Below are 22,132 nucleotides of genomic sequence, written 5' to 3'. Positions count from 1 at the left end.
ACCCGTCCGGCGTAACCGACACGCCCGGACGGGCTGAGCTCAGCCGAAACCAGCCCGTCCGGCGCCCCCGGACACCGCCGCGCAGCGGTGGTGCGCCCCCACGATCCGCCGGACAGGCTAAAGCTTCTCGACCGGCGCGTAGCGCAGCAGGAGCCGCTTCGGCTTCTCCTCGCCGAAGTCGACCGTCGCCTCGGCGTTGTCACCGCTGCCCTTCACCCCGACGACCGTGCCGAGTCCGAACGAGTCGTGCGTGACCCGGTCCCCGATGGCGAGGGCCACCACCGGACGGTCCTTGGTGCGCCGCGTCGCGAAACCGCTCGGGCCCGCCTTGGCGCCGCCGCCACCGCGCGAGGACGAGAACCCGGACGTCAGACCGGAGACCGCGCTCATCGACGCCGACGGTGTCGCCGGGCCGGTGCGGCGCCACTGCACGTACTGCTCGGGGATCTCCTCCAGGAAGCGCGACGGCGGGTTGTACGCGGGCTGGCCCCACGCGCTGCGCATGCTCGCCCGGGTCAGATACAGCCGCTCGCGCGCCCGCGTGATGCCGACGTAGGCGAGCCGCCGCTCCTCCTCGAGCTCCTTGGTCTGGCCGAGGGCCCGCATGTGCGGGAAGACGCCGTCCTCCATGCCGGTGAGGAAGACGCAGGGGAACTCCAGGCCCTTCGCCGTGTGCAGGGTCATCAGCGTGATGACGCCGGTGCCCTCGGTGTCCTCGTCGGGGATCTGGTCCGAGTCGGCGACCAGCGCGACCTTCTCCAGGAACTCCGCCAGCGTGCCGGGGCTCTCGGCGCCCTCGACGGACCGCTCCTGCTCGAACTCCAGGGCCACGGCGGCCAGCTCCTGGAGGTTCTCGATGCGGGTCTCGTCCTGCGGGTCGGTGGACGCCTGGAGCTCGGCGAGATAGCCCGTGCGCTCCAGGACCGCCTCCAGCACGGTCGCGGGACCGGCCCCGGACTCGACGATCGTGCGCAGCTCCTCCATCAGGACGTTGAAGCGCTTGACCGCGTTGGACGAGCGGGCGGCCATGCCGTACGCCTCGTCCACCCGCCGCAGCGCCTGCGCGAAGCTGATCTTCTCGCGCAGCGACAGCGCGTCGATCATGGCCTCGGCGCGGTCCCCGATGCCCCGCTTGGGCACATTGAGGATGCGGCGCAGCGGCACGGTGTCCTCGGGGTTGGCGAGCACCCGCAGATAGGCCAGCACATCGCGGACCTCCTTGCGCTCGTAGAAGCGCACGCCGCCGACGACCTTGTAGGGCAGCCCGACGCGGATGAAGATCTCTTCGAAGACACGGGACTGGGCGTTGGTCCGGTAGAAGACGGCGACGTCCCCGGCCTTGGCGTCCCCCGCGTCCGTCAGCCGGTCGATCTCGTCGGCGACGAACTGCGCCTCGTCGTGCTCGGTGTCGGCCACGTAGCCGGTGATGGTCGCGCCGGCGCCGGCCTCGGTCCACAGGTTCTTCGGGCGGCGGTTCTGGTTCCGCTCGATCACCGCGTTCGCCGCGGAGAGGATCGTCTGTGTGGAGCGGTAGTTCTGCTCCAGCAGGATCGTGGTGGCGTCGGCGTAGTCCTCCTCGAACTGGAGGATGTTGCGGATCGTGGCGCCGCGGAAGGCGTAGATCGACTGGTCTGCGTCACCCACGACGCACAGCTCGGCGACGCCCTCCTCGGGGGCGTTCTCCGCGGTGCCCACCAGCTCGCGCACCAAGGTGTACTGCGCGTGGTTGGTGTCCTGGTACTCGTCGACCAGCACGTGCCGGAAGCGGCGGCGGTAGTGGTCGGCCACGTCCGGGAACGCCTGGAGAAGGTGGACGGTGGTCATGATGATGTCGTCGAAGTCGAGGGCGTTGGCCTCGCGGAGCCGCGACTGGTACATCGCGTACGCCTCGGCGAGCGTCTTCTCGAAGCCGTCCGCCGCCTGCGCGGCGAAGTCCTCCTCGTCGATCAGCTCGTTCTTCAGGTTCGAGATCTTCGCGCTGAACGACTTCGGCGGGAACTTCTTCGGGTCGAGGTCCAGATCGCGGCAGACGAGCGCCATGAGGCGCTTCGAGTCGGCCGCGTCGTAGATCGAGAAGGAGGACGTGAAGCCCAGCTTCTTGCTCTCCCGGCGCAGGATCCGCACGCACGCGCTGTGGAAGGTCATGACCCACATGGCGTTGGCACGCGGGCCCACGAGCTCCTCGACGCGCTCCTTCATCTCGCCCGCGGCCTTGTTGGTGAAGGTGATCGCGAGGATCTGGCCCGGGTGGACGTGACGGGAGCCCAGCAGATGCGCGATGCGGTGCGTGAGCACCCGGGTCTTGCCGGACCCGGCACCCGCGACGATCAGCAGCGGCGAGCCGGTGTGCACCACGGCGGCACGCTGCTGGTCGTTCATCCCCTCCAGCAGGGCGACCGGGTCCACGACAGGCCGGGCCGCCCCGTCGCGGTAATACGCGTCACGGGGTACGGGGGCGTCGAACGCGCCCCCGAAGAGGTCGTGCGGCACCGGCTCCGGGGCCGCTTCCTCCGGGGGCGGTGGGTGCTCCTCGCCCGAGGGGCCGAGATCCGCCAGGAAGCTGTCGTCAAAGAGGCTGCTCATCGCCTCCCGAGTCTAGGCCGCCCCACTGACAGCCGGTCCCGCTTCCGCCGAGCAGGGCGGCCCCGGGGCTGTGACCTACGTCTACGTCCGCGGCCGGCGCCGTTCCCCCCGCGCCCGCCCCGGACGACCGCCCCGCTACGTGCCGCTACGTCCAGAGCACGGCGACGAAGATGTTCGCCGTGGTCAGCGCGCCCACCGTGCCGAAGGCGGCGGCCGGGACCTTCTCGTCGTCCCGTTTCACGTAGACCAGGCCGAGGATCACGATCAGCAGCGCCAGTTTCACGCCGATCTTGACGGTGTTGACGGTGTTGTCGTCGGCCTGGTTGAGACCGACCAGCGCGACACCGGTGACCAGCATGGTCAGCGCCCCGTGCAGCATCGCCGGGACCATGCGCGCCTCGCCCTTGCCCATGGCCTTCATCTGGGTCATGAAGCCGCCGAGCAGGGCGGCGATGCCGATGATGTGCAGGCCGACGAAGGCGTGAATCAGTACGTCCATGGTGACCGACCCTAGCCGGGGCCATAGCACCCGACCGCAGCCAGGTAGGGCGCTATCGCCACATCGGTCACACGCTGGCCGCTTCCCTCCGTACGGGCCCGAGTGGCACGGTCACCGGCGGTCACTGAATAGCTGATTCCGGGCATTACCGGTCAAGCCCGTATCCACGTGACCCCGCGGTTTAGCGTCCTGCTCCAGACGGCGGTGGTCCGCTCACTCTCCCCCTCGCGCGGACCACCGTCGTCCGGATCACCGCACCGCAGGCTCCGGAAGGGAGTGACGACCGACGTGGCGTCGCACCGCAAGCCCAAGCAGTACCCGCTGGCCGGGAACACCGCCCGGACGGCGGCGACCCTCGCCCTCGCGGGCGTCGCCACCGCGACCGCACTCGACGGCACCGGCAACGCCACACCACCGCCCACCAAGGACCAGCTCAAGGCACGGGTCAGCCAGTACTACCGGGAGGCCGAGGTGGCCACCGAGCGGTACAACGGCGTGCGGGAGAAGAACGACCGGGCCCACGCGGTGCTGGACGGGCTGCAGGACGAGGCGGCCCGCAGGACCGAGCGGCTCACCGCCGCCCGCAACGCCCTGGGATCCTTCGCGACCGCCCAGTACCGCGAAGGCGGCCTCCCGCCCGCCGTGCGGCTCCTGCTGTCCTCCTCGCCGGAGCGGTACCTGGAACGGGCGTCGCTGGCCGACCGGGCGGGCAGCCTCCAGGCCGTCGCCCTCACCCGGGTGCGGAGCGAGCTGCGGGGCGTGGAGCGGGTGCGCACCACCGCGGCGGCCCGGCTCGCCGAGCTCAAGGACGAACAGGCCGCGCTGGCCCGGCACAAGCGGACCGTCGAGGCGAAGCTCGACGACGCCAGGCGGCTCCTGAACCGGCTCACGGCCGAGGAGCGCGCGGAGTTCCACGGCGACGGGGGCGAAGCGGCCGGGGCCGGGGCCGCGGCGAGCGGATCCGAACCGGCCGCCGTCGTCAACGCGGTGCCCCTGGGGGGTCGGGCGGGCCGGTCGGCGCCCCGCGGCGGCGCGCAGGCCCCGACGGAGCGCGCCGCGCGGGCCGTGGCCTTCGCGTACGCAGCGCTCGGCAAGCCGTACGTGTGGGGGGCGACCGGCCCGTCCGGGTTCGACTGCTCGGGGCTGACGCAGGCGGCCTGGCGGTCGGCGGGGGTGGCGCTGCCGCGCACGACCTACACGCAGATCAACGCCGGGCGGCGGATCGGGCGGTCCCAGCTGGCCCCCGGCGACCTGGTCTTCTTCTACTCGGGCGTCAGCCACGTCGGCCTGTACGTCGGCGGCGGGAAGATGATCCACGCCCCGCACCCGGGGGCCCCGGTGCGGATCGCCCCGGTCGACCAGATGCCGTTCGCGGGGGCGGCCCGGCCGGTCTGACCCGGTTGCCGTGCCGTACTTCGCACCACCGCTGCGCGGCGGTTGTCCTCAATCGCCGGACGGGCTCGATGTGGACCGCCGCACCGCCTACGCCGTGATCTGTCCGGTCAGCCACCGAAAGACATCCGGCACCTGCCGCTTCCAGACAGCTGTGCCGTGCCCGCCCGCGCCCGCGGGGATCATCGACACGTGAACGGTCGTCGGCGCCTTCGCCGACTGCTTGATCGCCAGGCCGCCCTGGTAGCCGTCGCCCTGCGCGCCGGAGAGGAAGAGCGCGACGCGCGGCGGGGTCTTGGCGCGCTGGAGCATCTTCCAGGGGTTGTTCGCCTCGCGCAGCTCCGGGGTCTTCGCGGTGAGCGACGCGGGCTCGCCGATCGGGTCGTTGTAGCCGGACAGGCTCACCCCGGCCCGGTAGCGGTCGGGGTGCGCGACGGCCAGCTTCGCCGCGCAGTGCGCACCGGCGGAGTAGCCGGCGACGGCCCAGCCGTCGGGCTTCTCCGCCGCCCGGAAGTTGTCGACGACCATCTTGCGGACGTCGACGCTCAGCCAGGTGTCGGCGTTGACCTTGCCGGGGATGTTGGCGCAGCCCGTGTCGACGTTCCCGAGGAGCGTGGTGCGCGGGGCGACGATGATGAAGGGGGCGACCTCGCCCTTCGCCATCATCGGCTTGAGCTGGGTGTTGACGTTCAGGCTGCCGAACCACGCCTTCGCCGAGCCGGGGAAGCCGGGCAGCACCTCGACCACCGGGAACTTCTTGTCCTTGTACGCCGGGTCGTCGTACTGCGGCGGCAGCCAGACGTAGACCTCGCCCTCCACCCCCGATATGCGGCCCTTGAGCTGCGTCTCGCGGACTCCGGGCCCCATCCGCCCGTCCGAGACGGGCTTGAACTTCTGCACCACCTTCGGCTCGCGGTCCAGCGACTTGCCGCCGGTGCCGTCCGGTCCGAGGTCAGCCGCCTCGGTCACGTGGTCGCCGGTGCCGAGCAGGTCGTCCCAGTTGTCGAAGAGCGCGTTGGAGTTGTTGACGATCACGAAGACCATGACGATCGCGGTCACCTGCGCGAAGAGCAGCATGAACAACCGCGTGAGCAGGCGTACGGCCTTCGGGCCGCCGACCCTGCTCCACAGGGCCAGCGGCAGCACCAGGGCCACCACGACCAGGACGATCGTGGTCAGGAAGAAGGGCGTACCCGTCAGGCTCATCGGGCTCTCGTTTCCGGATCGCGGGCCCGGCGGGCCCCGGCCCTGCGTGAGTGAGAGCCTCTCGTCCGTTCAAGATGCCACGGGGGACGCGAAGGTTCCGCCGCCGTTCCTCCCGGTGGGCGGGGGAGCGACAGCCGCGCCCACCCGCAGGTCCGGACCTGGCAGGCAGGCGCCCCGGGGCCGGCCGGTCAGACCAGCCTGCGGGCCGTGGCCCACCGGGTCAGCTCGTGGCGGTTGGACAGCTGGAGCTTGCGCAGCACCGCCGAGACATGCGACTCGACCGTCTTGACCGAGATGAAGAGCTGCTTGGCGATCTCCTTGTAGGCGTAGCCGCGCGCGATCAGGCGCAGCACCTCGCGCTCGCGCTGCGTCAGCCGGTCGAGGTCCTCGTCGACCGGCGGGGCGTCCGTCGACGCGAAGGCGTCGAGCACGAAGCCGGCCAGGCGGGGCGAGAAGACGGCGTCGCCGTCCTTGACCCGGAAGATCGCGTCGATCAGGTCCGTGCCGGTGATGGTCTTGGTGACGTAACCGCGGGCGCCGCCGCGGATGACACCGATGACGTCCTCGGCGGCGTCGGAGACCGACAGGGCCAGGAAGCGCACCGGGGACTCGGGGTCGGCCATCATCGCGGCGCTGCGGCGCAGCACCTCCACCCCGCCGCCGCCGGGCAGATGGACGTCCAGGAGGACGACTTCGGGGCGGGTCGCCGTGATGACCGTCACCGCCTGGTCGACGTCGGCGGCCTCGCCCACGACCTCGACACCCGTCCGCTCGGTGGCTCCGATCTCGGCCTGCACACCGGTGCGGAACATCCGGTGGTCGTCCACGAGCACGACCCTCGCATGGCGCTCCGTCACTTCTTCGGTCGTCATGACGCCTTCTCCGCCCTCTCCATTTCCAGCTCCACTTCGGTCCCCCCGTCGGGCGCGGAACGCAGTCTCGCCGTGCCGCCGTTGCGCTGCATCCTGCCGATGATCGATTCGCGGACGCCCATCCGGTCCTCGGGAACGGCGTCCGGATCGAAGCCGGGCCCCCGGTCCCGTACGGAGATGAAGACCGTACGCCCCTCGACCTCGGCATAGACCTGGACGGCGCCGCCCTCGCCACCGTACTTGGCGGCGTTGACCATGGCTTCCCGGGCGGCTTGCTGCTGCGCTGCCAGCCGCTCGTCCAGCGGGCAGTCGCCGACGACGACGACCTCGATCGGGACCCCGTGGTAGTCCTCCACCTCCGCGGCGGTGGCCTTCACGGCCTCGGCCAGGGTGGTGGGCTCCTCGGCCTCGTCCTTGCCGCGCCCCTCGGGCTTGTAGAGCCAGGCGCGCAGCTCCCGCTCCTGGGCGCGGGCGAGACGGGCGACCTCGCGGGGGTCGTCGGCGTTGCGCTGGATGAGGGTGAGGGTGTGCAGGACGGAGTCGTGGACGTGGGCGGCCACCTCGGCGCGCTCCTGGGCGCGGATGCGCATCGTCCGTTCCGCCGAGAGGTCCTGCGTCATCCGGACGACCGAGGGCCCCGCCAGCAGCGCGATCCCCACCACGACGGCCAGCGAGGCCTGGAGGACCGTGCCCAGGTGCCGGGCCGAGCCCTGGAGGACGACCATGCCGGTGACCCCGGCGCCGACCAGCAGCACGCCCGCCGCGCCGCGCGCGAGCGGCAGGACCCGCTTGCGGCGGCTGACCTCCATCCAGTGGGCCCGCCGGGCGTTGTCGGCCTGCCGCCAGACGAGGGCGACCCCCGCGCCGATCAGCAGCAGCGGCCAGATGTAGGCGTTGGCACGGCCGAGCTGGAGCGTGTCGACGAAGATCGCGACGCCGATGATGACGGCGATGAGCGCGAAGACCTGGCCGCGGTCGGGCTTACGGGCGAAGAGCCGTCTGCGCCCGTCCGGGGTGGCCTCGGTGGCGGTCGCCGCGCGTGGTGCCTCGACCCCGCCGACGCCGAGCGGCACGACGAACCAGAACACCGCGTAGAGCACGGCCCCCATGCCCTGCACCATGAACAGCGCGCCGAACGCGACCCGCACCCACGACACCGGCATGCCCAGGTGCCCCGCGAGCCCCCGGGCCACGCCGCCCAGCAGCCGTCCCTCGGCACTGCGGTACAGCTTGCGCAGCGGACGGGCGTCGGGGTCGGGCGGCGGCCCGTAGGCGCTTGCGGCGCGGGGCGGCGTCGTCGATGCGCTGGTCATGCTCCGATCGTCACATGCCCATGCCCGTAGGGGTATCAGGGTCGTCCCTGACCGGACCCGGGGAAAGCCCGGTACGTCCGCCACGCGCCCGTCCCGGTACGCGTGGCCCCTGGGAAGCCCGGCGCTTACGAGCCCGGTCCGGCCGGCCCCGGCCGGAAGCCGTCGCGGAGCACATTGAAGACGGCGACGTGCCGGTTCCACTCGTCCTTCGGCGCGGAGAGGTAGAGGGCGTACTCGTTGCCGCCCTCCCGGCCGAACCCGAGGTCGATGGCCCTGAACTCGCGGACCCGGCCCTTGAAGGTGAACTCCCATACCGCTGCGGGCTCGCCCCGGAACTTGGTCTCCTGCATCCGGCCCAGCCGGTAGCCGTCGACCTCCGTCTTGAGCTGCTCCTCGACCTCCTTCCAGTGCCGGAGGTGGTCGGGGCTCGCGAAGTCGAGGACGTTGACCTTGATGCCGACGAGCCCGCCCGGGGCGATGTAGTCGACCTCGACGGGCGACTTCTCCTTACGGCTCCAGCCGTTCGGCACGGGGAAGGAGACACCGAGCTGCTTCTCCTCCACCAGGTGGTACCCCGCCGGCACGGGCGGTGGCCGCCAGCCGGCCGGAGAGGGAACGGTGCTCCGCTCGCTCTTGGGAGCGGCGGCCCGGGGTTCGGTGTCCTCGCCGGGGCCGACGTCCCACGTCATGAGGAACGCCCCGGCCGCGAGCCCGGCGACGACGACGGTGGCCGTCGCGCCCCACAGGAGCGTGCGGATCCGGCGGCGGCCGCCTTCACGCACGGCACCGGCTGCCCGCTCCCCCGCCGCGCCGGGCGCCTTGGAGGAAGCGACCGTCCCCGCCGTCTCCTCGGCCTCCACAGGCCCCGGTGGCTCGGCGGACTCGTCGCGCCCGGCGGACGGGATGGCCGTGGGCGCACAGGTGGTGGTCGTCGTGCGCTCGGTCCGCCGCTCCGGTATGCGCAGATACGCCGTCTCCACCTCGGCCACCGGCTCGCGCAGGATCTGCTCGGCCAGCTCGGCGGGCGGGCGCAGATCCGGTTCCTTGGCGAGCAGGGTCTCGATCAGCCGGGTCAGCGGGCCCGCCCGCAGGGGCGGTTCCAACGGGGCCATGGCGATGGCGTAGGCCGTCTCGACGGCGGTGTCCTTGCGGAACGGCGGTCGCCCTTCCAGGGCCTGATACAGCGTCGCGCCGAGCGCCCACAGGTCGGACGCGGGGCCCGGCTTGGCCCCCTTGACCCGCTCGGGGGCGATGTAGTCGATCGAACCGACCATCTCGCCCGTCTTGGTCAGCGTCGACGTGCCGGTGGACTGGGCGATGCCGAAGTCGGTGAGCACGACCCGCCCGTCCTCGCCGAGCAGCACGTTGCCGGGCTTGACGTCGCGGTGCAGCACCCCGGCCGCGTGGGCCGCCCGCAACGCCGCGATCATGCCGCGCCCGATGCGGGCCGCCTCGTCCGGCGAGACGGTGCCCTGCCGGAGCACGTCGCCGAGCGTCGTCGACGGCACGTACTCCATCACGATGCACGGCAGTCCGTCGTGCTCGACCACATCGTGGACGACGACCACATTGGGGTGGTTGATGCGGGCCGCGCTGCGCGCCTCGCGACGGGTGCGCTCGTAGAGGGTGGCGAGTTCGTCCTCCTCCAGATACGGGGAGACGTGCAGCTGCTTGATGGCCACCTGACGGTCCAGCAGCTCGTCCCCGGCACGCCAGACGGTGCCCATGCCGCCGCGGCCCACACGCTCGAGGAGCCGGTACCGCCCGGCGATCAGCAGACCCCGGTCCGGCCGCGATCCGGCCGCCTCGGGCCACCCGGACGCAGCCCCGGACACTGACTCAGACACCGTGCGCCCCTCCGGTTCCCACATGCGTGTTCGATGCGCCACGATATCCGCCACCGTCTCAGGGAAAATCTCAGGGAACGAGCAGGGTCTCCACGGATGCCTTTCGCACCGCCCGGTTGACACCATGTGCGTATGACCGACGCACCAACCGCCCAGGGCTCCCGGCCCGCGGACCCGGCGCCCCACCCGCCGCCGGGCGCCAGGCCGCCCTTGCGGCGCAGCCGTGAGCACAAGGTGCTCTCCGGAGTCTGCGGGGGCCTCGGCCGCTGCTTCGACCTGGACCCGGTCGTCTTCCGGGTGGTGCTGGGCGTGCTCGGGGTCACCGGCGGGCTGGGCCTGATCGTCTACGGGCTTGCGTGGCTGCTCATCCCGCTGGAGGGCGAGGAGGAGAACGAGGCCCGGCGGATGCTGTCGGGCCGGGTCGAGGGCCCGGCCCTGACGGCGCTGCTCTGCGCGCTGGTGGGCTGCGGCCTGTTCCTGTCGATGCTCAACAACAGCGGTGCGATGGCCTTCTCGCTGGCGCTGACCGTCGCGATCGTCGGCGCGGCCTACTGGTCACAGCATCACCGGCCCGCCGACGGCGAGGAGGACGCCCCCGCCACGCAGAAGACAGTGGAGGCCCCGCCGGAGACGAAGGCACCGCCCACGCCGGGCACCCCCTCCTGGTGGCGCGACCCGATCGTCAAGGACGGCATGGCGGGCCCGGCCCCTGCGGGCACGGGGTATTTGTGGGGTCCCGACGACGAGCTGGGCACCGGCCCGGCCGCCGACCACGGCCGGTACGGCGGCCACGGCCCGTTCGACGGCCTGTACAGGCCGAAGGCCGCGACCATCCATCCGCCCTTCCCCCCGGCGCCCGCCACGCCGCAGCCTGCCGGGCGGGCGCTGGGCGGATGGGTCTTCCTGCTGGCGTTGGCCGCCTTCGCGCTCGGCACCGGGCTGACCCGGCACGACCGGCCCTTGGGCACCTCCCTGGAGATCGGCCTCGCGTGCGCGCTCGGCGTCTTCGGCCTCGGCATCGCGACGAGCTCGCGGTACGGGCGCACGGGCGGCGGGACCGTCTTCGCGGCGGTGCTGACCGGCGTCCTGCTCACGGGCGCCGCCGCGCTGCCGGAATCGGTGACGGCCGACTGGACCCGCAGGACCTGGCGCCCGACGAGCGCGGCGGAGGTCCGGGACCACTACGAGGTGGGCAGCGGCGTCGGCGTGCTCGACCTGTCGGGTGTCGCCTGGCCGAAGGACACGTCGATCGGCACGAGCGCCGGGGCGGGCGCCGGGCAGCTCAAGATCATCGTGCCCCCGGACGTCACGGCCCGGCTCGACGTCGAGGTCGGCCTCGGCGACATCCAGCTGCCCGGCGAGCAGCGCGACGACATCGACATCAGCCCGGGGCAACGCAAGCGGATCACCCTGCCGCCGCCGGCCGGGCACACCTCGCGCGGCACGCTGGAGATCCGGCTCGAGGTCGGTATCGGCCAGGTGGAGGTGACCCGTGCGACGCCATGACTTCGAACCGGGCAAGCTCGTCATCGGACTCGTCCTCCTGGGCGGCTGCGCCGCCTATCTCGCCGCGGCCGCCGGCCGGTGGCACTTCCCCGCCTACGTGCTGCTGCCGGCCCTGGGCATCGGCCTCTGCGTCTCCGGCACGGTCTCCGCTCTCGCCGTCTCCGTCCGCCGCCGCCGCGAGCTCGGCGCGGAGCCTGGCGACCGGGAGCCCGGACGGTCGGGGTGACCGGGGTCGAGGCGGTGGCGTGCGCACCTCCACTGCGCGGCGGTGTCCTCACGCGCCGGACGGGCTGCTGTGCTGTGTCCTCAAGCGCCGGACGGGCTGGTTTGGCTGAGCTCAGCCGCCAAGCCCGTTGGGGGCACCTCCCAGCGGTAGCTGGGGGAGTTTGAGGAGGCGCCCGCCGGGCGCTCTCCGCCGCAGGCGGCACAGACCGCCCGATCACGCCGGCAGGCTGCCCCGGAAGGCCCGGCGGCCCCAGCGAAAGCGCCTACGGCGCAAGGCAGCATCGGCAGAAAATATGGGCGCGCCCGCGAGGACCAGCGGCAGCCAGGCCATCAGATAGGCGAGGTCATTACCGTAGTAGTAGGGCGTGGTCGCCCAACTCACGGTCAGCCACAGGCTGAGGGAAATGAGAGCGCCACCGATCGCCGCCACCCGGGCGAACAACCCCAGCAGGGTGGCTATGCCGACCACGAGCTCGCCGATACCGATGGCGTAGCCGAAGCCGACGGGGTTCTTCAGCGCCAGGTCGACCAGACCGGGGATCGCGGCGCTGTCCCGCACCGCGCGCATCAGCTCCCCGAGGGAGCCCGGACCGCTGCTCGCCAGAAAGGCCGAGTCGGTGAGTTTGTCGAGCCCCGCGTAGACGAACGTGACGCCCAGGAAGACACGCAGGGGCAGCAGCGCGTACCGCGAGAGGCCGGACCGCCGGTCCGCGCCACCGCCGGCCGTGCCCGTACGACCTGTGAAAACCATGCCACCCGCCACCTCTCCGCCATCGCCCCGCCACTGCTCTCACCCCCGACCATACGTACGTCGAGCGGAACGTGTTCAGCCCTGTGGACAACCACAGTGCTGTGGAAAACTCCGCCACCCCTGTCAGGGCGCCGGTCAGCGGGTCAGCCGGGGCTCAGCCCAGCAGCTCCGGCTCGCTGCGGGTGATCTGCTGGTACAGCGGCTGGTAATTGATCCACGCCACCAGGTCGTTGCCGAGCTGCTCGCGGGTGTGCAGCGCGCTCTCGGGGTCGATGAGCACCGGCTTCCCGGCGGCCTTCGCGACCAGCTGCACCTGGCAGGAACGCTCCATCGTGATGAACCACCACGCCGCCGCGTCGACGGAGTCCCCGACGGTCAGCAGCCCGTGGTTGCGCAGGATCACGGCCTTGTGCGGCCCGAGGGTGGTCGCGATCCGCCGCCCCTCCTCCTCGTCGAGGACCACGCCCGTGTAGTCGTCGAAGACCGCGTGGTCCTGGTAGAAGGCGCAGACGTCCTGCGTGATCGGCTCCAGCGGCTCCCCCAGCGCGGCCAGCGCCCGCCCGTACGTGGAATGGCTGTGCGCGGCGGCCACGACGTCCGGCCGGGCCCGGTGGACCTGCGAATGAATCGCGAACGCCGCCTGGTTGACGTGGTAGCGCCCCTCGACGACCTGCCCCTGGTGGTTCACCAGGATCAGATCGGAGACGGTGACGTGCTTGAAGGACATCCCGAACGGATTGACCCAGAAGCAGTCCGTGAACTCCGGGTCCCGCGCGGTGATATGACCGGCCACGCCCTCCTCGAACCCGAGCCGCCCGAAGAGCCGCAGCGCGGCCGCGAGCCGCTCCTTGCGGTGCCGCCGCTCGTCCTCGACGGTCTCGTGCTGGGGCGGCATCGCGAAGTGGAGCTGGTCGGTGGGGACGGGCTCCGGCGGGGTCGGCTGCGGCATGGCGGTCTCCTCGGGCTGTTCCGTGGTTACGCCACGGAAGCTACCGCCGGGTACCGGAGGGGGCCAGAGTCATGCGCGCCGGAGGTTACATCCGATCGATCTCCGTGAGATCGATGTCGATGTCGAAGGGCACGGCGAGCTTGAGCGCGCCCCGGTACGTTCCTGTCGGAGCGTACTGACGCGTTTCTTTGTCCAGCTCGAAGACCTGGACCACCGGCTGGTCGTCCACACCCGCCATCTCCACCCGCCAGAAGTACGGGATGCCCGCGGTGGCGTACTTGTGCGGCTTGGTGTCGTGGTCCCGGGACTCGGAATCCGGCGAGACGACCTCGACTGCCAGCATCACATCCCTGACCTGGAAGCTCGTCTGTCCTCGGCTCCGTACCGACGCGGCGCGTACAACCAGGACGTCCGGCTCCGGGCCGTTGCGCTTGTCGATCACCACGGTCATTTCCCGGGCGACCCTGAGCTCGGGCGGCGCGCTGCGCCGCAAGCCGTTCACCAGAAGATCGATCACAACGCTGTGGAAATACCGTTGTGGACTCACGAAAACCAGGCTCCCGTCGATCAGCTCCGTGTGCGGCGGGAGGTCGGGCAGCGTCAGCAGGTCGTCCACGGTGTAACCGTCCTGCGGCGGCACCGGCCAGTGGTGCGCGATCTCAGCGGTCATAAGTCCTCCCATGGACGGGATTCTGGGCCGTACGGCCAGCGTACCCACCACGAACGCCGATGCCGCCACCCAAACGAATGAGCGACGGCATCGGCGTTGACCGTACAAAAGGCCTATCGGAAGGTCGGTGGGATCACTCCCACTCGATCGTCCCCGGCGGCTTGCTCGTCACGTCGAGCACCACGCGGTTGACGTCCTTGACCTCGTTGGTGATGCGGGTCGAGATCTTCGCGAGCACCTCGTACGGCATCCGGGTCCAGTCCGCCGTCATGGCGTCCTCGGAGGAGACCGGGCGCAGCACGATCGGGTGACCGTAGGTGCGGCCGTCGCCCTGGACGCCGACGCTGCGGACGTCCGCCAGCAGGACCACCGGGCACTGCCAGATCTCGTTGTCCAGACCGGCGGCCGTCAGCTCCTCGCGGGCGATGGCGTCGGCCTCGCGCAGCAGGTCCAGACGCTCCTTGGTGACCTCACCGACGATGCGGATACCGAGGCCCGGGCCGGGGAAGGGCTGGCGCTGGACGATCTCGTCCGGCAGGCCCAGCTCGGCGCCGACCATGCGGACCTCGTCCTTGAACAGCTGGCGCAGCGGCTCGATGAGCTTGAACTCGAGGTCCTCGGGGAGGCCGCCCACGTTGTGGTGGGACTTGATGTTCGCGGTGCCGGTGCCGCCGCCGGACTCGACCACGTCCGGGTAGAGCGTGCCCTGGACCAGGAACGCGACGTCCTCGCCGTCGGCCGCGCCCTCGGCGACGATCTCGGCCTGCGCCTGCTCGAAGACGCGGATGAACTCACGACCGATGATCTTGCGCTTGGTCTCCGGGTCGGAGACGCCAGCGAGCGCGGTCAGGAAGCGCTCCTGCGCGTCGACGACCTTGAGCTGCACACCGGTCGCGGCGACGAAGTCCTTCTCGACCTGCTCGGTCTCGCCCTTGCGCATCAGGCCGTGGTCGACGTAGACGCAGGTGAGCTGGGAGCCGATGGCCTTCTGGACGAGGGCGGCGGCCACGGCGGAGTCGACGCCGCCGGACAGCCCGCAGATGGCACGCTTGGTGCCGACCTGCTCACGGATCGAGGCGATCTGCTCCTCGATGACGTTGCCGGTGGTCCAGGTGGGCTCGATGCCGGCACCGCGGTAGAGGAAGTGCTCCAGGACCTGCTGGCCGTGGGTGGAGTGCAGCACCTCGGGGTGGTACTGGACGCCGTAGAGCTTCTTCTCGTCGTTCTCGAAGGCGGCGACCGGCACGACGTCCGTGGACGCGGTGACGGTGAAGCCCTCGGGGGCGGCGGAGCAGGCGTCGCCGTGCGACATCCACACCGACTGCTCGGCCGGCGTGCCCTCGAAGAGGGTGGAGCTGACCTTGGAGACGGTCAGCGGGGTGCGGCCGTACTCACGGGCGCCGTTGTCGTCGACGGTGCCGCCCAGGGTGGTGGCCATCAGCTGGAAGCCGTAGCACATACCGAAGACGGGAACGTCGGCTTCGAAGAGGGAGCGGTCGATGCTCGGGGCACCTTCCGCGTAGACCGACGACGGACCGCCGGAGAGGATGATCGCCTTCGGGTTCTTGGCGAGCATCTCCTCCACCGGCATGGTGGACGGGACGATCTCGCTGTAGACCCGGGCCTCGCGGACGCGGCGGGCGATGAGCTGGGCGTACTGCGCGCCGAAGTCGACAACGAGGACGGGGTCCGCGGCGTTGTCGTGGGCGGCAGCAGGGGACGCTGATGGCACTTCGGCGGCCTTCCGGCGGTGAAACGGGGGGTTGGACTTTCCATTCTAACGGGCTCATACTGAGCCCCATGTTTAAGCAGCTCACCTTCGCGTTTACCTATGGCACCGGCCCGACCGGCTGCCATGGTTGTGCTGCTTGACACACTGATCAGCGACTTCCCAGGCGCCCCGGGCCGACAAGGCCCGGGGCGTCCTGCGTTTTCCGGGTCCGATGACCGGCCACGGGGCTCCAGAACCCCCGAAACCCGCAGAGACCCCAGGAGACACGGACATGAGCACCCCGACCGCCGCACCCCGGACCGCCCCGACCCCGACCGCCGCCGAGACCGGCGCCCGCACGGACGAGGCCGTCCACCTGATCACCGACGCGCGCGGGCGGATCGATGATCTCGACGGGCGGATCATCGGGCTCGTACAGGAGCGGATGGCCGTCTCGGCGGTGATCCAACGCAAGCGGATCGCCTCGGGCGGCCCCCGGGTGAGCCTCGCCCGCGAGATGGAGATCCTCACCCACTTCAGCGACCAGCTCGGCAAGCCCGGCACCACGCTGGCCATGACCCTCCTGGAGCTGTGCCGGGGACGGATCTGACGCGGCTCCGGGCTCGGGCCCGCCGCACCGGACCGGACGCAGGCCTGACGCGGACCTGACGCGGATCCGAGTTCGGGCGCCGTCACCCGTACGGCGCGTGACCGCGTCCCGACGCCCTTCGTTGGACTCGGTGTCCGCGCCAGCCAGGAGCGGCCCACTCGAAATCCACGCGTGGCTTCCGTCCCTGTTGACCTGGGCGCCCGGCAACGACAGGGCGGATCCACCGGAGTGTGAGACGTACGAGCACGTATGTCGTGGGACCTCACTCCGGTGACACGGCGACCGGTCAGCAGGGGACAGCAGCCCGGCCGCCAACCAAGATCGGTCGGTTCCAGGGACGCCTGGAACCGACCGTATCCGGTCGAAACGGTTGCGCCCGGCGAGGGACATCCCCCACGATGCCAAGGGGACACCAAATCCCTTGGCCCGCACCGTCATTGGTTGAACCAGTTGAACCAGTGGCCGGGCCGACGCGACCTCTCGAACCTGCGGCGCTTCCCCCGGCGCCGCTCCGCGGCACCGACCCTGCCCTGACTCCGGTGCCGGCAGTCAAGGGCCCCGTGACCGCCCGCGCCCCCCGCGGAGGCGGCCACGGGGCCCTTCGCCGTTTTCCGCGCCGCCCTGTGACATCAATCACGGACGCCGCATCCGGACCTCACACGGGCTCGACGCCCCGCTCGGCGCGCTTCGGCACCTCCGGCACGGCCAGGAACGGCAGCCGCAGCGCCCCGAAGGCGCCCTTCGGGACCGCCGGGCTGCGGGGCTCCACGGCGGCCACGCGCGCGTACGCACTGCCTTGCTCCGGGCGCGGATCCGCCTCGCCCTTGTTCGGCCAGAACGACATCGCGCGCTCCGCCTGGGCCGTGATGGTCAGCGACGGATTGACGCCCAGGTTCGCGGAGACGGCGGCGCCGTCGACAACGGAGATGCCCGGGTGCCCGTACAGCCGGTGGTACGGGTCGATGACCCCCTGGGTGGCGTCGGAGCCGATGGGGCAGCCGCCCAGGAAGTGGGCGGTCAGCGGGGTGCCGATCAGCTCGCCGACGTTGCTGCCCGCGAAGCCGTTGATCTCCCGCGCGATGAGCGTCGCCGCCTCGGCCGCCTCGGGGATCTGCTTCGGGTTGGGCGCGCCGTGCCCCTGCCGGGCGGTGAGCAGCCCCTTCCCCGGGCCACTCCGCTTCCGGTACGTGGTCAGGGAGTTGTCCAGCGACTGCATGACGAGGCCGATGATCGTGCGCTCGGACCAGCGGCGGTTCGAGAGCGACCGCAGAGCCACCACGGGATGCCGCACACAGTTCGCCGCGAAGGCCATCACGCGGGGCGCGCGGGCGCCCACCGGCACCTGACTGATCGACAGAAAGCCCATCGCGTTGGAGCCCTTGCCGTACCGGACGGGTTCGATGTGGGTATCGGCGTTGGGGTGAACCGACGACGTGATCGCGACGCCGCGCGTGAAGTCGACCTCTGGCACCCCGTGGGCTTTGCGGTAGCGCCGGTTGTCGGTCATGGCGCCGACGAGGGCCTCGGAGTTGGTACGGGTGAGGTGCCCGAGACGGTCGGGGATCCGGGGCAGCAGACCCCTGTCCTTCATCGTGTGCAGCAGCGTCTGGGTGCCGTACGTACCGGCGGCGACGACCACCCGCTCCGCGCGCAGCACCCTCGGCCGGGCCTTGCGCCGCTTGTCGGTGGGCACGGCCACGACCCGGAACCCGCCGCCCCGGTGCTCGGTGACGGCCACGACCGTGGTCATCGGGTGGATGACGGCCCCGGCCCGCTCGGCGAGGTGGAGGTAGTTCTCGGTGAGGGAGTTCTTCGCGCCGTGCCGGCAGCCGGTCATGCACTCGCCGCACTCGGTGCAGGCCCTGCGGGCCGGGCCCGCGCCGCCGAAGTACGGGTCGGGCACCTCGGCGCCCGGCTCGGCCCGCGCGGTGCCCGCCGTGCCCTCGGCGTCTCTCCCGTCCCCGAAGAACACACCGACCGGTGCCAGGTGGAAGGTGTCCCCCACGCCCATCTTCTCGGCCGCCGCCTTGAGGTGGATGTCCGAGGGCGTCATGGTCGGGTTGAGGCGGACGCCGAGCATGCGCCGGGCCTGGTCGTAGTACGGCCGCAGCTCCTCCTGCCAGTCCGTGATGTGTGCCCACTGCGGGTCGTCGAAGAACGGCTTCGGCGGCACGTACAGCGTGTTGGCGTAGTTGAGCGAGCCGCCGCCCACGCCGGCGCCCGCGAGCACCATCACATTGCCCAGGAGGTGGACGCGCTGGATGCCGTACAGGCCGAGGGCCGGGGCCCAGAGGTAGTTGCGCAGGTCCCAGGAGTTCCTGGGCAGGGTGTCGCGGGTGAAGCGGCGGCCCGCCTCCAGCACGCCGACGCGATACCCCTTCTCGGTCAGGCGCAGGGCGGACACCGAACCGCCGAAGCCCGAGCCGATGACGATCACGTCGTAGTCGAACTCTGCCACCGGTACCTCCGTAGGGGGTGCGGACCGTAGAGGCGGACCCGTAGCCGGACCCGTGGAGCGTGCGGGGTGTCAGCGCAGGCGCAGGGCCTTCATCGCGCGCAGGCCGCGCGACATGAGCGCCGCGTACTGCTCGTCGTCCAGTCCGAACTCCGGGGCGAGCGGCAGGATCCGCTGCTGGGCGACGGTCTGGGCCTCGGTGTATTTGAGGATGCCCTCGGAGCCGTGGCGGCGCCCCAGCCCCGAGTCGCCCATGCCGCCCATGGGCGACCGCACGCTGCCGTAGGCGGCCGCGTAGGCCTCGTTGACGTTGACGGTGCCCGAGCGCAGCCGGGCCGCGACCGCGCGACCCCGCCGCCCGTCCCGGGTCCAGACGCTGGCGTTGAGCCCGTAGGGGGTGTCGTTGGCCCGTGCGACGGCCTCGTCCTCGTCACGGAACCGGTAGAGCGAGACGACCGGGCCGAAGGTCTCCTCCGCGCAGATCGCCATGGGTGCCTCGATGCCTTCGAGGACGGTCGGCTCGTAGAACAGCGGCCCGATGTCGGGCCGGGGCCGGCCGCCCGCGAGGACGGTGGCGCCCTTGGCGACTGCCTCCTCGACGTGCCGGGTCACGGTCTCCAACTGCCGGTCGGAGACGAGCGAGCCCATGTCGGCGCCGTAGGCGAGGCCCGTGCCGAGCCGCATCGCCTTCGTACGGGCGACGAACCGCCGGACGAAGTCGTCGGCGACCGATTCGTGGACGTACAGCCGCTCGATGGAGATGCACAGTTGGCCTGCGGAGGAGAAGCAGCCGCGGATCGCGCCCGCGGCGGCTTTCTCGACGTCGGCGTCGTGCAGGACCAGCATGGCGTTCTTGCCGCCGAGCTCCAGCGAGCAGCCGACGAGACGGGCTGCGGCGCCCTGGGCGACCTCGCGGCCGGTGCGGGTCGAGCCGGTGAAGGAGACGTAGTCGGCGTGGGCGACGACGGCCGGGCCGACGACCGGCCCCTCCCCGAGCACGACCTGCCACACATCCGCGGGCAGGCCCGCCTCGATCAGCAGCTCACGGGCCCACAGGGCGGTCAGCGCGGTCTCGGTGTCGGGCTTCATCACGACGGCGTTGCCCGCGACGAAGGCGGGGAGGGCGTCACCGACGGACAGTTCGAGGGGGTAGTTCCAGGGGGCGATCTGACCGATGACGCCGCGCGGTTGGCGCAGTTCGGTCACCTTGGTGAAGGCCGGGACGACACCCGTGTGCCCCTTGGGCCGCAGATACGCCGGTGCCTTGCGCCCGTAGTGGCGGGCCGCGATGGCGACGGCCTGAACTTCCTCGTGCGCGTGCAGTCGGGCCTTGCCGGTCTCCAGCTGGATGAGGTCCAGGACCTCGGCCTGCCGCGCGAGCACGAGGTCGTGGAAGCGCAACAGCACCGCCGCGCGCTGCCGCACGGGCACGGCGGCCCAGCGGCGCTGCGCTTCGCGGGCCCGGTCGAAGGCGGCGGCGACGTCCTGGGCGCTCGACTCCGGCAGGTCGGCCAGCTTCTGCCCGGTGAAGGGCGTGTGGTTGGCGGTCGTGCCACTGCCGACGGCACCGGTGGTGAGCCGGGCGACGAGGGCGGGGGTGACGACATCGGCGGCGGTACGGGCCCCTGCGGGAGCAACAGGGTTCCCGCCGTGCCCCGTTGACCCCGCCGTCGCCTCTCCCGTCTCCGCTGTGCCTGCTATCTCCGCTACGTCGCGCCGCGAGTCCGTCATGAGGGCGAGCGTAGGCGTGGGCCGACACTTTGGGTACCCGCCAGTAGCCTCATTTCACCCGTCCCAGGGCGTTACTTCTCCTGGAGCTTCAGGTATTGGCGGACGTTCTCGAAGAGCTTGTCGCCGTCCTTGCGGGCCTCGCCCTTCTCGGGCATCCGCACTTCGAGCTGCCAGGAGACGTTCTTCGCCTCATTGACGATGACCTGGGTCCGGATGAGCCTCTTGGGGTCCGACTCGTCACTCCCGGACTTGCGGTAGACGGTCCGGACCTCCGCCGAGTCCATGCCCTGATAGGTCGCCTCGGTCTTCTTCGCCACGGGGTCGATGAGCCCCGGGGCCGTTCCGCCCTGGTAGTAGGCCTTGAGCTTGTCGGCCTCGGCGTCGGCCGAGCCGATGTCGGGCTTCTTCTCGGAGGATCCCGGCTTGGGTTCCTCCGACGCCCTGGTCAGATAGATGATGAACACGCCGCTGGGGTCGCTGAAGCCGACCCATCCCTTGTCGGCGTCCGTGGTCTTGATGTAGTCCTCGGGGACCGCGAGGGACGCCCGGACGATCTCCGGCTCCTCCCGGACCTTCCAGTGCAGGGGTATCGCCGGTCCGACCGCGAACGGGTTGACGATGAGGAGCGCCGCCGCGACGCCCAGGGCGAGCACGCCGCCGCCGAGCCCCCACTGCGCCTTGCGGTTGCCTTGGAGCACGGGCGGCACCCAGCGGCTGCCGGTTCCGGTGCCGGACGTCGCGGGCAGGGTGAACGCCGTCGGCTGCGGGGCCGTCGGGCGGGCCACGGACTCCAGCGTCTGCCGGGCCTCGGCGCTCGTCGGGCGGGCCGCCGGGTCCTTGCGGAGCAGCTGCATGACGAGCGATCCGAGCGCGCCCGAGCCGCGTGAGGGAGTCTGTGGTTCGGCGGACAGGATGCTCTGGAGGGTGGCGGGGGTGTTGGTGCGGCGGAAGGGGGAGACCCCCTCCACGGCCGCGTAGAGCACGACGCCCAGCGACCACAGGTCCGACTCCGGGCCGGGCACCTGACCCAACACCCGCTCCGGCGCGACGAATTCGGGCGAGCCGACGAAGGCGCCCGTCTCGGTCAGGCCCTGCTCGCCCTCGATCTGCGCGATGCCGAAGTCGGTGAGCACCACGCGCTCGTCGGGGCCGAGCAGCACGTTGTCCGGCTTGACGTCCCGGTGCAGCACCCCGGCCGCGTGGGCGGCGGACAGCGCGCCCAGGACCGCGAGCCCGATCCGGGCGGTCTCGCGCGGGTCCAGGGTGCCCTCGGCGAGCCGGTCGGCGAGGGAGCGCCCGCGCACCAGCTCCATGACGATCCATGGGCGGCCGTCCTCGATGACCACGTCGTGGACGGTGACGACCGAGGGGTGGTCGATGCGGGCGGCGGCGCGGGCCTCGCGCTGCATGCGCTGGTAGACGGTCTGCCGCATGCTCTCCGGCAGGTGGTCGGGGACGCGCGGCTCCTTCACGGCGACGTCGCGGTCGACGACCTCGTCACGGGCCTTCCACACGGTGCCCATGCCGCCGTGGCCGAGGCGGGACACGAGCCGGTAGCGGCCGCCGACTCTGCGGCCGCTGCCCGGTTCGGCCGTGCCCTGCGGGGCCGCGGTCTCCGGGGGCGGGGTGTGCAGGGCCGTCGGATGATACGTACCGTTCGCCCCGGTCGGTGGTGCGAAGTGGCCGGAATAGGGCGCACTCGTCGCACCGAATGCTGCCGGAGCACTTGGCGGCTGGAGCCCATAGCTGGTGGGCTCGTCGGCCCGTCCCCCGTGGTTCGTCATGAACCCATCATTACCAACCCGGTCCCCA

General features: G+C 71.5%; 16 protein-coding genes and 1 pseudogene. 4 read left to right on the top strand and 13 right to left on the bottom strand.

Features of this window, described 5'->3' with window-relative positions; genetic code table 11:
- Positions 1–117 precede the first annotated feature (117 nt).
- Together pcrA and ACZ53N_RS16715 are read right to left on the bottom strand one after the other, a co-directional pair.
- Positions 118–2,583 carry a DNA helicase PcrA gene (gene pcrA / locus ACZ53N_RS16720; RefSeq protein WP_469141577.1) on the bottom strand — a complete coding sequence of 822 codons (2,466 nt, stop codon included), beginning with the start codon at positions 2,581–2,583 and terminating at the stop codon, positions 118–120.
- 145 nt (positions 2,584–2,728) lie between these two features.
- Positions 2,729–3,082, bottom strand: coding sequence for a hypothetical protein (locus ACZ53N_RS16715; protein ID WP_469141576.1), 354 nt, complete (start codon positions 3,080–3,082; stop codon positions 2,729–2,731).
- A 276-nt stretch (positions 3,083–3,358) separates the two neighbouring features.
- Here ACZ53N_RS16715 and ACZ53N_RS16710 point away from each other — a divergent pair, with 276 nt between their 5' ends.
- Positions 3,359–4,477 carry a C40 family peptidase gene (locus ACZ53N_RS16710; protein ID WP_469141575.1) on the top strand — a complete coding sequence of 373 codons (1,119 nt, stop codon included), beginning with the start codon at positions 3,359–3,361 and terminating at the stop codon, positions 4,475–4,477.
- An 87-nt stretch (positions 4,478–4,564) separates the two neighbouring features.
- On the opposite strand, the gene ACZ53N_RS16705 is transcribed toward ACZ53N_RS16710, so the two are convergent.
- From ACZ53N_RS16705 to ACZ53N_RS16690, 4 genes are all read right to left on the bottom strand, one after another.
- The gene (locus tag ACZ53N_RS16705) at positions 4,565–5,680 is read right to left on the bottom strand and encodes an alpha/beta hydrolase (protein ID WP_469141574.1); all 1,116 of its coding nucleotides are present in this window, start codon (positions 5,678–5,680) and stop codon (positions 4,565–4,567) included.
- A gap of 188 nt (positions 5,681–5,868) precedes the next feature.
- Entirely contained in the window at positions 5,869–6,552 is a 684-nt protein-coding gene (locus tag ACZ53N_RS16700) for a LuxR C-terminal-related transcriptional regulator (protein ID WP_469141573.1), read from the bottom strand.
- A complete protein-coding gene (locus tag ACZ53N_RS16695) occupies positions 6,549–7,865 on the bottom strand; it encodes a PspC domain-containing protein (RefSeq protein ID WP_469141572.1) in 1,317 nt (438 codons plus the stop codon). Before ACZ53N_RS16695 ends, ACZ53N_RS16700 begins: the two co-directional genes overlap by 4 nt.
- Before the next feature lie 125 nt (positions 7,866–7,990).
- Positions 7,991–9,592: a serine/threonine-protein kinase gene (locus ACZ53N_RS16690; RefSeq protein ID WP_469141625.1), complete on the bottom strand. Its 1,602-nt coding sequence runs from the start codon at positions 9,590–9,592 to the stop codon at positions 7,991–7,993.
- A 252-nt stretch (positions 9,593–9,844) separates the two neighbouring features.
- Here ACZ53N_RS16690 and ACZ53N_RS16685 point away from each other — a divergent pair, with 252 nt between their 5' ends.
- Together ACZ53N_RS16685 and ACZ53N_RS16680 are read left to right on the top strand one after the other, a co-directional pair.
- Positions 9,845–11,218 carry a PspC domain-containing protein gene (locus ACZ53N_RS16685; protein ID WP_469141571.1) on the top strand — a complete coding sequence of 458 codons (1,374 nt, stop codon included), beginning with the start codon at positions 9,845–9,847 and terminating at the stop codon, positions 11,216–11,218.
- Complete coding sequence (locus tag ACZ53N_RS16680) at positions 11,205–11,444, top strand: hypothetical protein (RefSeq protein WP_469141570.1); 240 nt, start codon at positions 11,205–11,207, stop codon at positions 11,442–11,444. The genes ACZ53N_RS16685 and ACZ53N_RS16680 overlap by 14 nt, the downstream gene beginning before the upstream one ends.
- A 213-nt stretch (positions 11,445–11,657) precedes the next feature.
- On the opposite strand, the gene ACZ53N_RS16675 is transcribed toward ACZ53N_RS16680, so the two are convergent.
- From ACZ53N_RS16675 to guaA, 4 genes and pseudogenes are all read right to left on the bottom strand, one after another.
- Positions 11,658–12,194: a DoxX family protein gene (locus ACZ53N_RS16675; RefSeq protein ID WP_469141569.1), complete on the bottom strand. Its 537-nt coding sequence runs from the start codon at positions 12,192–12,194 to the stop codon at positions 11,658–11,660.
- A gap of 154 nt (positions 12,195–12,348) precedes the next feature.
- A pseudogene (locus ACZ53N_RS16670) lies at positions 12,349–13,149 on the bottom strand (class II aldolase/adducin family protein); the annotation flags it as partial.
- A 79-nt stretch (positions 13,150–13,228) separates the two neighbouring features.
- The gene (locus ACZ53N_RS16665; protein WP_469141568.1) at positions 13,229–13,813 is read right to left on the bottom strand and encodes a Uma2 family endonuclease; all 585 of its coding nucleotides are present in this window, start codon (positions 13,811–13,813) and stop codon (positions 13,229–13,231) included.
- A gap of 133 nt (positions 13,814–13,946) precedes the next feature.
- Positions 13,947–15,545: a glutamine-hydrolyzing GMP synthase gene (guaA, locus tag ACZ53N_RS16660; protein ID WP_469141567.1), complete on the bottom strand. Its 1,599-nt coding sequence runs from the start codon at positions 15,543–15,545 to the stop codon at positions 13,947–13,949.
- A 271-nt stretch (positions 15,546–15,816) separates the two neighbouring features.
- Between guaA and ACZ53N_RS16655 the strand changes: the two genes are divergently transcribed.
- Complete coding sequence (locus ACZ53N_RS16655; protein ID WP_469141566.1) at positions 15,817–16,134, top strand: chorismate mutase; 318 nt, start codon at positions 15,817–15,819, stop codon at positions 16,132–16,134.
- Between the two features lie 655 nt (positions 16,135–16,789).
- Here ACZ53N_RS16655 and ACZ53N_RS16650 read toward each other — a convergent pair.
- The 3 genes from ACZ53N_RS16650 to ACZ53N_RS16640 form a co-directional block, all read right to left on the bottom strand.
- Positions 16,790–18,592, bottom strand: coding sequence for a GMC family oxidoreductase N-terminal domain-containing protein (locus ACZ53N_RS16650; protein WP_469141565.1), 1,803 nt, complete (start codon positions 18,590–18,592; stop codon positions 16,790–16,792).
- A 69-nt stretch (positions 18,593–18,661) separates the two neighbouring features.
- On the bottom strand, positions 18,662–20,320 hold the full coding sequence (locus ACZ53N_RS16645; protein ID WP_469141564.1) for a succinic semialdehyde dehydrogenase: 1,659 nt from the start codon (positions 20,318–20,320) through the stop codon (positions 18,662–18,664).
- A 71-nt stretch (positions 20,321–20,391) separates the two neighbouring features.
- On the bottom strand, positions 20,392–22,104 hold the full coding sequence (locus ACZ53N_RS16640; protein WP_469141563.1) for a protein kinase domain-containing protein: 1,713 nt from the start codon (positions 22,102–22,104) through the stop codon (positions 20,392–20,394).
- Positions 22,105–22,132 lie beyond the last annotated feature (28 nt).

The sequence above is a fragment of the Streptomyces sp. NPDC033229 genome, assembly GCF_055576875.1.
This window is presented reverse-complemented; position numbering and strand designations above follow the sequence as displayed.

What these genes read in the sequence shown, in the direction of transcription:
- pcrA (WP_469141577.1), bottom strand. Translation starts at nt 2,583, where the DNA reads ATGAGCAGCCTCTTTGACGACAGCTTCCTGGCGGATCTCGGCCCCTCG.
- ACZ53N_RS16715 (WP_469141576.1), bottom strand. Translation starts at nt 3,082, where the DNA reads ATGGACGTACTGATTCACGCCTTCGTCGGCCTGCACATCATCGGCATC.
- ACZ53N_RS16705 (WP_469141574.1), bottom strand. Translation starts at nt 5,680, where the DNA reads ATGAGCCTGACGGGTACGCCCTTCTTCCTGACCACGATCGTCCTGGTC.
- ACZ53N_RS16700 (WP_469141573.1), bottom strand. Translation starts at nt 6,552, where the DNA reads ATGACGACCGAAGAAGTGACGGAGCGCCATGCGAGGGTCGTGCTCGTG.
- ACZ53N_RS16695 (WP_469141572.1), bottom strand. Translation starts at nt 7,865, where the DNA reads ATGACCAGCGCATCGACGACGCCGCCCCGCGCCGCAAGCGCCTACGGG.
- ACZ53N_RS16690 (WP_469141625.1), bottom strand. Translation starts at nt 9,592, where the DNA reads ATGGGCACCGTCTGGCGTGCCGGGGACGAGCTGCTGGACCGTCAGGTG.
- ACZ53N_RS16685 (WP_469141571.1), top strand. Translation starts at nt 9,845, where the DNA reads ATGACCGACGCACCAACCGCCCAGGGCTCCCGGCCCGCGGACCCGGCG.
- ACZ53N_RS16675 (WP_469141569.1), bottom strand. Translation starts at nt 12,194, where the DNA reads ATGGTTTTCACAGGTCGTACGGGCACGGCCGGCGGTGGCGCGGACCGG.
- ACZ53N_RS16665 (WP_469141568.1), bottom strand. Translation starts at nt 13,813, where the DNA reads ATGACCGCTGAGATCGCGCACCACTGGCCGGTGCCGCCGCAGGACGGT.
- ACZ53N_RS16655 (WP_469141566.1), top strand. Translation starts at nt 15,817, where the DNA reads ATGAGCACCCCGACCGCCGCACCCCGGACCGCCCCGACCCCGACCGCC.
- ACZ53N_RS16645 (WP_469141564.1), bottom strand. Translation starts at nt 20,320, where the DNA reads ATGACGGACTCGCGGCGCGACGTAGCGGAGATAGCAGGCACAGCGGAG.
- ACZ53N_RS16640 (WP_469141563.1), bottom strand. Translation starts at nt 22,104, where the DNA reads ATGACGAACCACGGGGGACGGGCCGACGAGCCCACCAGCTATGGGCTC.